This is a genomic window from Vibrio sp. 10N.261.55.A10 (assembly GCF_041470825.1).
GTDB classification, from domain to species: Bacteria; Pseudomonadota; Gammaproteobacteria; order Enterobacterales; family Vibrionaceae; genus Vibrio; species Vibrio crassostreae_C.
Genome location: NZ_JBFRNC010000040.1, coordinates 56458 through 71550 on the forward strand (window position 1 = coordinate 56458; position 15093 = coordinate 71550).

General features: G+C 43.3%; 10 protein-coding genes and 1 pseudogene. 8 read left to right on the forward strand and 3 right to left on the reverse strand.

All coding sequences use genetic code 11. The features are described from left to right. Positions 1–22 precede the first annotated feature (22 nt). Positions 23–793, reverse strand: coding sequence for an ABC transporter substrate-binding protein (locus tag AB4274_RS13110; protein WP_010437364.1), 771 nt, complete (start codon positions 791–793; stop codon positions 23–25). 137 nt (positions 794–930) lie between these two features. Beyond that, the gene (locus AB4274_RS13115) at positions 931–1701 is read right to left on the reverse strand and encodes an ABC transporter ATP-binding protein (protein WP_004736532.1); all 771 of its coding nucleotides are present in this window, start codon (positions 1699–1701) and stop codon (positions 931–933) included. A gap of 799 nt (positions 1702–2500) precedes the next feature. Here AB4274_RS13115 and AB4274_RS13120 point away from each other — a divergent pair. The 5 genes from AB4274_RS13120 (at position 2501) to AB4274_RS13140 (ending at position 9458) form a co-directional block, all read left to right on the forward strand. Continuing rightward, complete coding sequence (locus tag AB4274_RS13120; RefSeq protein ID WP_102398095.1) at positions 2501–4042, forward strand: DUF3360 family protein; 1542 nt, start codon at positions 2501–2503, stop codon at positions 4040–4042. Between the two features lie 307 nt (positions 4043–4349). Next, the gene (gene pflB, locus AB4274_RS13125) at positions 4350–6626 is read left to right on the forward strand and encodes a formate C-acetyltransferase (protein WP_017062127.1); all 2277 of its coding nucleotides are present in this window, start codon (positions 4350–4352) and stop codon (positions 6624–6626) included. A gap of 200 nt (positions 6627–6826) precedes the next feature. Beyond that, positions 6827–7828 carry a lipid A deacylase LpxR family protein gene (locus AB4274_RS13130; RefSeq protein WP_372112225.1) on the forward strand — a complete coding sequence of 334 codons (1002 nt, stop codon included), beginning with the start codon at positions 6827–6829 and terminating at the stop codon, positions 7826–7828. 164 nt (positions 7829–7992) lie between these two features. Continuing rightward, positions 7993–8733, forward strand: a complete 741-nt coding sequence (pflA, locus tag AB4274_RS13135) for a pyruvate formate lyase 1-activating protein (RefSeq protein WP_010437353.1) — start codon at positions 7993–7995, stop codon at positions 8731–8733. Between the two features lie 224 nt (positions 8734–8957). After that, on the forward strand, positions 8958–9458 hold the full coding sequence (locus AB4274_RS13140) for a YfbU family protein (RefSeq protein ID WP_017070032.1): 501 nt from the start codon (positions 8958–8960) through the stop codon (positions 9456–9458). 108 nt (positions 9459–9566) lie between these two features. Here AB4274_RS13140 and AB4274_RS13145 read toward each other — a convergent pair. Then, a pseudogene (locus AB4274_RS13145) lies at positions 9567–9707 on the reverse strand (MipA/OmpV family protein); the annotation flags it as partial. A 379-nt stretch (positions 9708–10086) separates the two neighbouring features. Here AB4274_RS13145 and AB4274_RS13150 point away from each other — a divergent pair. The 3 genes from AB4274_RS13150 to AB4274_RS13160 all read left to right on the forward strand — a co-directional run bounded on the left by AB4274_RS13150 (position 10087) and on the right by AB4274_RS13160 (position 14994). Further along, entirely contained in the window at positions 10087–12021 is a 1935-nt protein-coding gene (locus AB4274_RS13150; protein WP_017062132.1) for a PrkA family serine protein kinase, read from the forward strand. 127 nt (positions 12022–12148) lie between these two features. Beyond that, entirely contained in the window at positions 12149–13420 is a 1272-nt protein-coding gene (locus AB4274_RS13155) for a YeaH/YhbH family protein (RefSeq protein WP_017062133.1), read from the forward strand. Positions 13421–13431: 11 nt separating this feature from the next. Next, a complete protein-coding gene (locus tag AB4274_RS13160; RefSeq protein ID WP_372112227.1) occupies positions 13432–14994 on the forward strand; it encodes a SpoVR family protein in 1563 nt (520 codons plus the stop codon). Positions 14995–15093 lie beyond the last annotated feature (99 nt).

The window sequence follows — 15093 nt, forward strand, 5'->3', positions numbered from 1 at the left end:
CCTTAAGAATTGACGCTAAAGATTACTGACCGTATACGTCGTAGTTGAAGTATTTAGCCGCGATATCTTGGTAGATGCCTTTTTCACGTAGTGAAAGGATTGCCGCATCTAATTGCTTAGTCAGATCTTTGTCTTGCTTACGTAGAGCAATACCAAAACCTTCGCCGAACCACTTAGGATCAGTTAGTGATGGACCAACGAACTCGTAGTCTTCACCACCAGCTTTGTTTAGCACGCCTTCTTCTAGAGCAGATGCATCACCTAGTACAGCAGCAACACGACCGTTTGCTAGATCAAGGTAAGCTTCGTCGAATGAACCGTAACGAACGATCTCTACTGTATCGCCGTAGTTGTCTGTTAGGTATTTATCGTGAGTTGTTGCACGTTGAACGGCAATCTTTTGACCGCTTAGATCATCAAAGTTAAGGCCTGCACCTTTCTTAGCGATGAACTTGTTTGGGATAAGTGCGTATTTACCTGTGAAGTCGATTTTTTTCTTACGTTCTTCCGTGATAGACATTGCCGCGATGATCGCATCATATTTACGAGCAAGTAGAGAAGGAATGATACCATCCCAGTCTTGTGCAACGATCTTACACTGCACCTGCATTTCAGTACAAAGTGCGTTAGCCATATCGACATCGAAGCCTTTCAGTGACCCGTCAGCTTCTGTCCAGCTAAATGGAGGGTAAGCACCTTCAATACCAAAGCGTACTGTTTTCCATTCTTTTGCTTGAGCTACGCCCGTTGCAGCAGTTGCAGCAAGTGCCGCGACTAATAACCACTTTTTCATATCCCTACTCCTGTGATTTAGGTTTTTATGTTTTGCTAGTTTTAATATTGTGTTTGTTGTTGCTTATTAACTTACTTGTTGTGTTTTATTGTTCACACCGTCGCTGTTTACCGTTGGCAACGGCGTTTCAATTCTGATTAGTAAATCGATGAGATAAATTGTTGTAAACGTTCAGATTCAGGTTCCGTAAACAGTTTAGCTGGATCGCCCTGTTCTTCCACTAGACCTTGGTGCAGGAACATCACATGGTTTGATACGTCACGAGCAAAAGCCATTTCATGTGTTACCACAAGCATGGTTCTTCCTTCTTCTGCTAGATCTCGCATTACACCGAGTACTTCCCCTACTAACTCAGGGTCAAGTGCTGATGTTGGCTCATCAAACAGCATCACTTCCGGATCAACCGCTAACGCTCGAGCAATTGCCGCTCGTTGTTGTTGTCCACCGGATAAATGACCTGGGTAGTAATCTTTGCGCTCATACAAGCCTACTTTTTTAAGTAGTAGTTCTGCATTTTCAATCGCTTGAGCTTTAGGTACACCTAATACGTGAACGGGTGCTTCGATAACATTTTCGAGAACGGTCAGGTGAGACCAAAGATTGAAGCCTTGAAAAACCATCGCTAAGCGTGAACGGATACGCTGTACTTGTTTTTCGTTGGCAGGAACAGATACGCCTTGGCGGTTGTTTTTCATTTGAATTAATTCGCCATTAACCCAAATCTCGCCTGCAGTTGGTGTCTCTAAAAGGTTGATACATCTAAGGAAAGTACTTTTACCCGACCCTGAAGATCCGATAATCGATACAACATCGCCTTTATGCGCAGAAAGTGAAATTCCCTTTAAAACTTCATTTTGACCAAACGTTTTGTGTAGATCCTTTATGTCCAGCGCTGGTACATCTTTCATGCGCTTTCTCTCCCAAGTTTGTGAAAATGCAAGGTACTCCGACCTTTTCATGCGATACAAACTAGCACCACACGAAACAACATGCAACAAATTATTAACCTGATAAATTGGAATAAATAGCGATTCACTCTGACTTATTATGCAAAAGGTAGCGTTTTCGCCTCAATTTAATGAATGAGTTCTATCAATAAGCTGCAATTACACCCCTTACATTGTTTAAATAAAGTTAATCAAAATGAGATTCTCGTAGCTGGATGTCTCACAAGAAAAACACGTTTTGTGAACTTATAAACATTACTGTCGACAAAATATAGCGCACACATTCAGCACACTGCCCTCACCATAAAGCACAATTATTTTAAGGTTATTACATTGTAAGCATTTCACTCGGAACAGTTGGGAAGCAAGTAATAGTGAAATAACTCAGTAAGAATTGAGTATTGAACTCGAGCCATGACGACAAAGGCTCGAAGAAGATAGGTAAACGTCAATTTGTGAAAACTAATTACACGATTCATCAATGGGAAGTTAATGAATCGCTGCGTTTTGTAGCTTTCTTTCACATATACTCATAAAGTGATCAAGATCAATCACCCTAAAGGGTAAGCTTGTTAGACTCCTCAGCAAAGAATAAGGCATTAAAAATGCCAAACATTTCTTTTAACTTAGCTGCATAAAGCACAGCAAAACCGTGCAACATAATGTTAATGAGTTATAACTAAGAAATAACGCAATTACGCAATTACGCGAACTTATAGAATTCAATTTTAGAATTACTAACAAAAAATATGAGGAATCTATGTCAGACGTTGTCAATAATGCGAACTCTGAAGTAGAAGAGAAAAGCTATAAAGAGCTACACCGTCCTGCTTCTGAATTTGAGAGCCGCTCAGATTATCTAGATCACGAACTTCAAATCATGAAGCCTCGCCGCTTCGGTTTAAACCTTCCAGGTCGTGACTTCCGCTTTGAACTTGAAGATCTTGTTCCTGCACTTGCTGGTACTATTGGTATCATTGCGATGTACTCTGCAGTAATGATGTCGTGGGCTGATGGCCTAACTCAAGCTTGGGATCACGTAAACCTAGGTAAAGACTTCGCAATTGAAGTCGCTCGTGTAGAAATGCTTATTCCTGCACTACTGTTTTGTATCCTTGCTTCTGGTTTCTTTAACCCTAAAGCAAACCTTGCCGGCAACCACGGCCCAATGATCCCTCTTATCGGTACCATCGCTCTCGCTGGTGCTCACCCTCTTGCATTGGCCATCCTGATCGGTGTGTTCGGTCTCATCCTAAGTTTCCTAAAAGGCGGATCTAAACTTGTTAACCTAACTTCTGAAGGTACAGCAGGTGGCTTGCTCATATTCTTAGGCTTAACCGGTACCATGAGCCAAATCAACTCAATTCAAGAGTGGGCGGTTGGTCTTCAATCTTCTACCGTTGAAGCGGGCAGCATGGGTTACGTTGGTTTAATCGTTCTTGCTATTACTATTGCTATCTACGCTTTCTTAGCAAAAGTGAACAAGCGTTGGTTAGCTATCCCTGTTTGTGCATTCACAGGCCTTGCTATTGCATTAGTTCTAGGTGCTGGTTTCGACATCGTATTCGAAACTGAAATGGGTATTCCAAACCTAAACCCAGTTTACTGGTGGGGTTCTACTTCTGAAGGTTGGATGCTTGGCTTGCCAAACGTTGAACACTTCATCGCATCTCTACCATTTGCAATCCTTGCTGTAGCAATGTGGTCTCCTGACTTCCTAGGTCACCGTATCTTCCAAGAACTGAACTACCCTAAACGCTCTGAAAAAGTTCTGATGGATGTTGATGACACAATGACTATGTGTTCTGTTCGTCAAATGGTAGGTACTGCAGTTGGTGGTGGTAACATCACATCTTCTTGGGGTACTTACATGATCCCAGCAGCAATCGCGAAACGTCCAATTCCTGGCGGCGCAATCTTGCTTGGTTCTCTATGTATTATTGTTGCGATTCTTGGTTTCCCGATGGACGTAGCAGTATGGCCACCAGTGATGCGTGTTGCGCTACTTGTAGGTGTATCTCTACCTCTACTTGAAGCAGGTATGCAAATGGTTAAGGATTCAAAAGATTCTCAAGCGGCTGGTATCTGTATCTTTGGTTCAGCGGTTGTTAACCCAGTATTAGCATGGGCACTAACTATGCTTCTTGATAATAATGGTCTAATTGGTGATAAAGAGCGTGCAAAGCGTCTATCATTTGTAGATAAGATTGTTATCCCTGTTGGCGTTTTAGTTATCTGTCTAGTGGCAATGCTTGCAGTTGGTATGCTAGAAAGTCAATATGGCCTGAAAGCTTGGCTATAATAGTCCTTACTACACAAAAGTAGTATTAGGATTAAAAAAAAGTTTGGGTGGCAACCCCTGCCACTCAAATTTTTTCAACTTTTTTTGGCATTTATTGATTTAGTTTAAGGTTTGCAGAAATTTTTTAGCGTAGTCTTGAATACATAGAGTAAAGACAACATATAAAAGGTAGTGACAATATATATAACCATATGATGCTTATATGCTCATATATATTGTTATTAATAAGAGTGTACTACCCTTACGAGGGGCGCTGGCTCAACAGTGTTAATGTACGTATTTTTTCTACTAAAAAGGTAGGTATGTCATGGCAGAGCAATTTGCTAAAGCTTGGGAAGATTTTGCTGCAGGTGAGTGGCAAAGCGAAGTAAACGTTCGTGATTTCATTCAAAAGAACTACACGCCGTATGAAGGCGACGAGTCTTTCCTAGTTTCTGAGGGTACTGAAGCAACTAACAAGCTTTGGTCTTCGGTAATGGAAGGTATCAAACAGGAAAACGCAACTAAAGCACCTGTAGATTTCGATACTTCTGTTATCTCTACCATTACTGCTCACGATGCAGGTTACATTGAGAAAGATCTTGAGACTATCGTTGGTCTACAAACTGAGAAGCCACTAAAACGTGCAATCATCCCTAACGGTGGTGTGCGTATGGTTGAAGGTTCTTGTAAAGCATACGGTGAAACTCTTGACCCAATGGTTTCAAAAATCTACTCAGAATACCGCAAAACACACAATGCTGGCGTTTTCGATATCTACACTCCTGATATCCTAAAATGTCGTAAGTCTGGTGTTCTGACTGGTCTTCCTGATGCTTACGGCCGTGGTCGTATCATTGGTGACTACCGTCGTGTTGCACTTTACGGTATCGACTTCCTAATGAAAGACAAGCAAGCTCAGTTTGCTTCTCTTCAAGAGCAATTCGAAAACGGTGAAAACCTAGCAGAAACAATGCAACTGCGTGAAGAGATTTCTGAGCAACATCGTGCTCTAGGTCAAATCAAGCAAATGGCTGAGAAATACGGTTTCGATATCTCTGAGCCAGCTCAAACTGCTCAAGAAGCTATCCAGTGGACTTACTTCGGCTACCTAGCTGCTGTTAAATCTCAAAACGGTGCTGCAATGTCTCTAGGTCGTACTTCGACTTTCCTAGACATCTACATCGAGCGTGATATCGCTGCTGGCAAAATCACAGAAGACCAAGCACAAGAAATGATCGACCACTTCGTAATGAAGCTGCGTATGGTTCGTTTCCTACGTACTCCTGAGTACGATGAGCTATTCTCTGGCGACCCAATCTGGGCAACAGAGTCTATGGGTGGTATGGGTATCGACGGTCGTACGCTAGTAACGCGTTCGAACTTCCGTTTCCTAAACTCTCTATACACTATGGGTCCTTCTCCAGAGCCAAACATCACTGTTCTTTGGTCTGAGCAACTACCTGACGGCTTCAAACGTTTCTGTGCGAAGGTATCTATCGATACTTCTTCTATCCAGTACGAAAATGATGACCTAATGCGTCCTGACCTTGAGTCTGATGATTACGCTATCGCTTGTTGTGTATCTCCAATGATCGTTGGTAAGCAAATGCAGTTCTTCGGTGCTCGTGCTAACCTTGCGAAAACAATGCTTTACGCAATCAACGGCGGTGTGGACGAAAAACTTAAGATGCAAGTTGGTCCTAAAGAAGCTCCAATGACTGACGCTGTTCTTGATTACGATAAAGTAATGGACCGTCTAGATCACTTCATGGACTGGCTAGCTAAGCAATACGTGACTGCACTAAACAGCATTCACTACATGCACGACAAGTACAGCTACGAAGCGTCTCTAATGGCTCTTCATGACCGTGACGTTCGTCGTACAATGGCTTGTGGTATTGCTGGTCTATCTGTTGCAGCTGACTCACTGTCTGCAATCAAGTTCGCGACTGTTAAACCAATCCGCGACGAAGATGGCATTGCAACTGACTTCGAAATTGAAGGCGATTACCCTAAATACGGTAATAACGACTCTCGTGTAGATGATATTGCTTGTGAACTAGTTTCTACGTTCATGAACAAGATCCGTAAGCTTAAGACTTACCGTAACTCTATCCCTACACAGTCAGTTCTTACTATCACGTCTAACGTGGTTTACGGTAAGAAAACAGGTAACACTCCAGACGGTCGTCGTGCTGGCGCTCCTTTCGCTCCTGGTGCAAACCCAATGCACGGTCGTGATGAGAAAGGCGCTGTAGCTTCACTAACGTCTGTAGGTAAACTACCGTTTGCTGACGCACAAGATGGTATCTCTTACACGTTCTCTATCGTGCCAAACGCACTAGGTAAAGAACAAGACAGCCAACGTGCTAACCTTGCAGGCCTAATGGATGGTTACTTCCACCACGAAGCTGGCATTGAAGGTGGTCAACACCTTAACGTTAACGTTCTTAACCGCGAAACTCTTGAAGACGCAGTTAAGCACCCTGAGAAATACCCTCAGCTAACAATCCGTGTATCTGGTTACGCTGTTCGCTTTAACTCTCTAACTGCAGAGCAACAAGCTGACGTAATCGCACGTACATTTACTGAGTCTCTATAAGCTCACGCTCAATAGACAGTAAATAATATTAGCCTCGCCAATGTGCGGGGCTTTTTTATATCTGAAATAAATCGCACTACACTCACCTATCCCGCGAAATGTTAGGTTGAGCAAAAAAGCACCCTGCCATTCACTTTTTTTCCACAAATTCTGTCAAATTACGGTAATATCGCGGTTCATAATTTAAGAGTAACTGCTCCATGAAATACCTGCGTTGTTTACCCCTGATTCTTCTCTCTTTCTCATCTTTAGCCTCTGAGCGTTCTACGTTAACTTTTGCTTTAGATAATGATGGTATTTTTGGTGTCGACCAAGACTATACCAACGGCTTATTTCTGGGTTACACATCATCAAGTATTACGCCATATAACTGGGTAAAACCATTGAGTCTTTCCTACTGGGGCGCAAGCTCTCTAGACAAGTGGGAAATCACCATTGGCCACAAGATGTATACGCCTTCTGACATTGAGTTAGAAACGCCATCGCCTAATGATCGCCCATACGCAGGTTACCTTCACACTGAATTCAATTACATCAGCTTAAACCCACAGCAAGCCCAGCGTTTTAATATCACGTTTGGTACTACGGGCGAACGTGCACTGTCTGAAGATGCTCAAAAGCTGGTTCACTCAATCACTAAGTCGGATGAGCCGATGGGTTGGGAATACCAAGTCGATGATGAATGGGCGGGAAGCGTTGGTTACCTAAGCCATTTGAACCTAATGCGTAATCAAGCTCTTGCGAATACTGACTACGAAATCTCTAACGTTTCTGAAATCAACGTCGGTAACTTTAGAAGTGACATTTCAACGGGCTTCATGTTTCGTTGGGGTACAGACTTAGGCGGTAACTTTGGTGCAGCTAACATCACCACAGAAAACCCATTCAAACCGGGCATGATCGGCGCATCAAACGCTGGTTGGTTTACCTATGCAGGCCTCGAAGGTCGCTACCGATTCAACGACCTGACTATCGAAGGCGATCGCTCAGGTGTTGATGAGTACGCTAATAAAAACAACGAAGATCCAGCGATCTACGATGTGACTTTAGAGAACATTCAAGCAACTGCTGTATTGGGTGTCGCTTGGTATAACCGATACGTTGGTGCCTCTTTAGCGCTAACCGCAAAAACACCGGATTACGAAGAAGCGAAAGAGTCAGTGTACACCACTGGCGGTATCACAATGTTTGCTTTCTTCTAGCCACCAGTAAGGGCTTTCGTCCTTTACTTTTCAAGTTTAATAAAGGCAATCATCTTCACAGGTGGTTGCCTTTATTTTTAAAGGTCTCGTTACCATTTGACCCTATTTTATGTACCGTTTTTGTAATAAAATAAACGGTATAAATTCCTCTACGAGAATAGCTCATGTCTACAACTGGTCGCATTCACTCATTCGAATCTTGTGGTACTGTCGATGGCCCTGGTATCCGCTTTATTGTGTTTCTTCAAGGCTGCTTAATGCGTTGTATGTACTGTCATAACCGTGATACATGGGATCTTCATGACGGAAAGGAAGTAACGGTCGAAGAGATCATCAACGAAGCAAAATCATACCGTCATTTCATGAAAGCATCGGGCGGTGGTATCACCTGTTCTGGTGGTGAAGCGATGCTACAACCTGAGTTTGTTCGTGACTTTTTCCGCGCAGCTCAAGCTGAAGGCATCCACACTTGTCTTGATACTAATGGCTACATTCGTAAGCACACTGAAGTGGTTGATGAAGTCCTAGAAGCCTCTGATCTAGTTATGTTGGATCTTAAGCACATGCGAGATGAGATTCACCACGATTTCATTGGTGTATCAAACAGACGTACTCTGGATTTCGCACGCTACTTACACAAAATCGGTAAGAAGACGTGGATTCGTTATGTGATTGTCCCTGGCTACACGGACACACCTGAAGATGCTCATCTGCTAGGCGAATTCATCAAAGACATGGATAACATCGAGAAAGTAGAGCTGCTTCCATACCATAAGCTGGGTGCACATAAGTGGGAAGCACTTGGTTTTGACTACCCTCTTGAAGGTACAAATCCGCCAAGCAAAGAGAAAATGGATGAGATTGTTGCTGTTCTTAGCCAGTATCATTCAAACGTAAAATACTAATACTGCAGACGATGCTCAACCTCTATTTTAAACGCCTCAATTTCGATTGGGGCGTTTTCTTTTCTAGCGCTAACTATCCTTTCACTTTTCTTTACAACTTTTGTTTATCAATTAAAAAAATCATATTAAATCCGTGTTGAGATCATGTTTCCACGCGTAGGAATGCTGTTACTCTTACTGCAACAAAAGAATATAACATTTAGTTTTTTAGTGAGGCTCATCCCATGGAAATGACCAATGCTCAGCGTCTAATTCTATCAAATCAATACTACCTAATGTCTCAAATGAACCCTGAGAACTCGGCGAAATACCAGCGTCTACAAACGATTGTAGAACGTGGTTACGAACTCCAAATGCGTGAACTTAACAAAGAGTTTGGTTGTTTGACTGAAGCAGAATGTCGCGAAATTATCGACATCATGGAGATGTACCATGCAATGCAAGAGTCGAACAAAATGCTTGCAGAACAAGAGCGTGCTGAAGTAGACCAACGTCGCCTGCAGTTCTTAGGTTTTGATATCGCTTCTGAAGCGCAGATCGTACACTACGTGCGTTTCCTTGTTGATTCTGAAGGTCTTTACCCTCAATTCGACAAAGCCGATCACCACTTCAATAGCCAGATGCCAATGCTAGAGAAGTACCGTCGCATGCTAACAACATGGCGCAACTGCCCTCGTCAGTACCACCTATGTGCGACAGAGCTATCTCAAATCTTTAGCGCTTAATTCGTTAATAGATCAGCGATAACTTTTAAAAAGTTTCAAGAAAAAGGGTTACTCATCATGAGTAACCCTTTTTTTAATGTTCGCACACAAAGAGAAAAACCAAAGCAACTAGAAAACGTAAGCAACACCAACGTTCGCGGCCATGTTGATACCACTTTCAAGTATTGGGCTATTCTCTATATCACCTTCAAGGTTGGTATAACGAACGCCACCAGTTACTCGAACATTTGGCGTAACATGCAGATAGCCACTATTTTGAACCCATTATTCTTCACTACATCTACCTATTTATTGAGCAATTTTTGATAACTTAGCGCATTATATGGTACTCCATTCCAAAAATCAATAGAGCCCAGTTATACATCTAATGCACATAAATCCATTGTGAGTATTGTTAAGCGACCTAAAATCTCAAAACAAACGGCCAGATCCCCTCGAATGTAAAATAATTTGATTCTACGCGCCTCAAGTTGCCTATTGCGCTCGCCACGTTTTTCACACGCAAAATTGTAAATAAATACATAATTGTTAAGCAAAATTGTGGAAGCGGGTCTAACCTTAAAATGTAGGGAGAGCCTATTTTTCAATCGCTCGTCAGTTTTGACTGGTTAACAAGGGGAATGTGACTATGAGTATCTTTGACCACTATCAATCACGTTATGAAGCAGCCAAGGAAGAAGAGCTGACATTGCAGGAGTTCTTAGGGCTGTGTAAAGACGATAAAAGTGCTTACGCTAATGCTGCCGAGCGCTTATTACTAGCCATTGGCGAACCAGAGGTTATTGACACTGCTCAAGACCCTCAACTGAGTCGTATTTTCTCAAACCGTGTCATCTCACGCTACAGCGAATTTAAAGATTTCTACGGTATGGAAGATGCGATTGAACAGATTGTTTCTTACTTAAAACATGCTGCGCAAGGTTTAGAAGAACGTAAACAAATCCTTTACCTACTTGGCCCTGTGGGCGGTGGTAAATCTTCTCTCGCTGAAAAACTCAAAGCCCTGATGCAGAAACTACCAATCTATGTATTGTCTGCTGACGGTGAACGAAGCCCAGTAAACGATCACCCATTCTGTCTATTCGACGTTAACGAAGACGGCGACTTATTGAAGAATGAATATGGCATTGAGAAACGCTATCTTCGCTCAATTATGTCTCCGTGGGCAGCGAAACGTCTGCACGATTTTGGCGGTGATATTTCCAAATTCAAAGTCATCAAACTGCGCCCTTCTATTCTCGATCAAGTTGCGATCGCGAAAACGGAGCCAGGTGATGAAAACAACCAAGATATCTCGTCTCTGGTTGGTAAAGTTGATATTCGTAAACTTGAACACTTCTCTCAAGATGATCCTGATGCCTACAGCTACTCTGGTGCGCTTTGTAAAGCCAACCAAGGTGTGATGGAATTCGTGGAGATGTTCAAAGCGCCAATCAAAGTATTACACCCTCTACTTACGGCAACACAAGAAGGTAACTTCAACGGTACCGAAGGGCTTTCTGCACTGCCATTTGACGGTATGATTCTCGCTCACTCGAACGAATCTGAGTGGCAGACCTTCCGTAACAACAAAAACAACGAAGCATTCCTCGACCGTGTGTACATTGTAAAAGTCCCTTACTGTCTGCGTGTGTCTGAAGAAGTTAAGATCTACAAGAAACTGCTTGAGCACAGTGAGCTATCCCAAGCGCCTTGCTCACCAAGCACACTCGATCTGCTATCGCAATTCAGCATTCTTTCGAGACTAAAAGAGCCTGAAAACTCATCTCTATTCTCTAAGATGCGTGTTTACGATGGTGAGACTCTAAAAGACACCGATCCAAAAGCGAAGAGCTACCAAGAGTACCGAGATTATGCTGGCGTTGACGAAGGCATGTCTGGGCTATCAACGCGTTTCGCCTTTAAGATCCTGTCTCGTGTGTTTAACTTCGACCAAGCCGAAGTGGCCGCGAACCCAGTGCACCTGTTCTACGTTATTGAGCAGCAAATCGAACGGGAGCAGTTCCCTCAAGAGACCGCCGAGAAGTACCTAGAGTTCTTGAAAGGATACCTAGTGCCACGCTACGTAGAGTTCATCGGTAAAGAAATTCAAACCGCTTATCTAGAGTCTTACTCTGAGTACGGTCAGAATATCTTCGACCGCTATGTCACCTACGCAGATTTCTGGATTCAAGACCAAGAGTACCGCGACCCAGAAACAGGCCAACTATTTGACCGTGCTTCTCTGAATGGTGAACTAGAGAAAATCGAGAAGACAGCCGGTATCAGTAACCCTAAAGACTTCCGAAATGAGATTGTGAACTTTGTGCTTCGTGCCAAAGCCAACAATAACGGTCAAAACCCAGTGTGGACGAGCTACGAGAAACTGCGCACTGTGATTGAGAAGAAAATGTTCTCTAACACAGAAGAGCTACTTCCTGTTATTTCGTTCAATGCTAAGACCTCAACGGATGATCAGAAAAAACATGACGACTTCGTTGCTCGTATGATGGAAAAAGGCTACACCGAGAAGCAAGTGAGACTGCTATCTGAGTGGTACCTAAGAGTTCGTAAATCCTCATAACTAAACGGTATTGAGCTGCTCAACTGAGCAGCTCGTATAAACCAATAACTTTTATACCTTAGTAAATCAATAACTCTTATACCCGAATAAAAAGTAGGATCGCGACATCAGCTGAGAGGGAGTTCTTATGGCACAATTTATCGATCGGAGGCTCAATGGCAAAAATAAGAGTGCTGTGAATAGACAGCGTTTCTTACGACGCCATAAAGAGCAAATCAAAGAATCTGTGGCCGATGCAGTTAACCGACGCTCAATCACCAATACAGAAACCGGTGAAGACGTCACTATTCCCCATAAAGACATCAAAGAGCCGAACTTTCACCAAGGTCAAGGCGGCGTAAGAGAGCGCGTTCACCCAGGTAATGATCAGTTCATCACTGGCGATAAAATCGAACGCCCTAAAGGTGGTGGTCAAGGCGGTGGCTCAGGCCAAGGCGACGCAAGCCCTGATGGCGAAGGCCAAGATGAATTTACCTTCCAAATTTCAAAAGATGAGTATCTTGATATTCTCTTTGAAGATTTAGCTCTACCTAATCTAGAGAAAAATCAGGTCAACAAAATCACCGAATGGAAAACTCACCGCTCTGGTTACCAAAGCGCGGGGATTCCATCCAACATCGCTATCGTTCGTTCACTACAGCAATCTCTGGCTCGTAGAACCGCGATGACAGCAGGTAAAAAGCGCGAGCTTAACCTACTGATGGAACAGCTTGACCAAGTTAAAATGACGGAGCCGGCACAACCTTTTGAGGAAGGTCGCCTCAAAGAAGAGATTGCCGAGTTACGTAAAAAGATTGAAAGCGTGCCGTTCATTGACACCTTCGACTTACGTTTTAAAAACTACGAGAAGCGCCCTATTCCATCTAGCCAAGCCGTGATGTTCTGTCTAATGGATGTATCGGGCTCAATGGATCAAGCCACGAAAGACATTGCGAAGCGCTTTTATGTCCTTCTGTATCTGTTCCTAAACCGCACCTACGAAAACGTCGATGTTGTGTTTATTCGTCACCATACTCAGGCTAAAGAAGTCGACGAACATGAGTTTTTCTACTCACAAGAAACTGGCGGCACGATCGTTTCTAGTGCACTGAAACTAATGAAAGAAATTGTCGCAGATCGTTATCCTGCTAATGAGTGGAACATCTATGCAGCACAAGCCTCTGATGGCGATAACTGGGCTGATGACTCTCCTCGTTGTAAAGAGCTATTAGTCAATACACTTCTGCCAACTTGCCAATATTACTCTTACATCGAAATAACACGCCGCTCTCATCAAACACTTTGGCACGAATACGAAAAACTCGAGAGTAGCTTTGACAACTTCGCCATGAAAAATATTAAAACGGTGGATGATATTTTTCCTGTGTTTAGAGAACTGTTCCAGAAAGAGACAGCGTAAGGGGGCTTGCCATGACAGCGAAATCAAACGTTGCAGAGAAAGATAAAGCGACACAGAAGAGAAACGACAAGATGCTGCCTGATGGTCCAGATTGGACATTCAACCTCTTGGAACAATATCACGTAGAAATCAAGCGTGTGGCGCAGCATTACCGTTTAGATACTTACCAGAACCAAATTGAAGTGATTACTTCTGAGCAGATGATGGATGCTTACTCGAGCATCGGTATGCCTATCAATTACAATCACTGGTCATTTGGCAAAAAATTCATTCAAACCGAGCAAAACTACAAGCATGGTCAGATGGGATTAGCGTACGAAATCGTGATCAATTCAGATCCTTGTATCGCATACCTGATGGAAGAGAACACGGTCACGATGCAGGCGCTCGTAATGGCTCATGCTTGTTACGGCCATAACTCTTTCTTTAAGGGCAACTACCTGTTCCAAACCTGGACCGATGCCAGTTCCATTATCGACTACCTATTATTCGCTAAAAAATACATTACTGATTGTGAAGAAAAATACGGTGTTGCCGAAGTCGAACAACTTCTCGATTCTTGTCATGCCCTCATGAATTACGGCGTAGACAGATACAAACGCCCTGAGAAGATTTCCATAGCTGAAGAGACAGCAAGGCAAGAAGAACGTGAAGCGTATCTGCAATCTCAAGTCAATGAGCTGTGGAGAACTGTGCCTAAAAATCAAGACAAGGAAAAAGAGACCAAAATCCGCTTTCCTAGCGAACCTCAAGAAAACATTCTCTACTTTATCGAGAAGAACGCACCACTACTTGAACCTTGGCAGCGTGAGTGTGTTCGCATTGTTCGCAAGGTGAGCCAATACTTCTACCCTCAAAAGCAAACTCAAGTAATGAACGAAGGCTGGGCAACCTTCTGGCACTACACCATTCTTAACCACCTTTACGACGAAGGCTTGGTGAGTGACAAGTTCATATTAGAATTCCTACACAGCCACACCAGCGTAGTCGCACAACCCGCCTACAACAGCCCTTATTTCAGCGGGATAAACCCTTATGCGCTTGGCTTTGCGATGTTTAGAGACATCCGACGCATCTGTGAAGAGCCAACCGATGAAGATAGAGAGTGGTTCCCTGAGTTAGCCGGAAGTGATTGGTTAGAAGCGGTGCACTTTGCGATGCACAACTTCAAAGATGAAAGTTTCATCAGCCAATACCTTTCTCCAAAGATCATTCGAGACTTTAAACTGTTTTCTGTGCTCGACGACGACCGCAAAAACACCATTGAGATAAGTGCTATTCACGATGACCCAGGCTATCGCTTGATTCGTGAAAAGCTTGCGGCGCAATACAACCTAAGTAACCTTGAACCGAATATTCAGGTGTTTAACGTCGATGTTCGTGGTGATCGCTCGATGACACTGCAATATGTGCCTCACGGCCGTATCCCGCTTGATAAAGGCTACGACGAAGTGATGAAACATCTCTATCGCTTATGGGGCTTTGATGTAATTTTGGAAGAGCTCAAAGATACGGGTCACAGAGAGATTCTGACTACTTGTCCAAAACGTAATGATTATGGAGCCAAGATTTAATATCAATCACAGTAAGTCAGTGCTTGGTATAAAACTCCGCTCCCCCTACAACATAGTGGTCACCCGCTCGGAAGTGGAGCAATAAAAAAGGTTCATCGC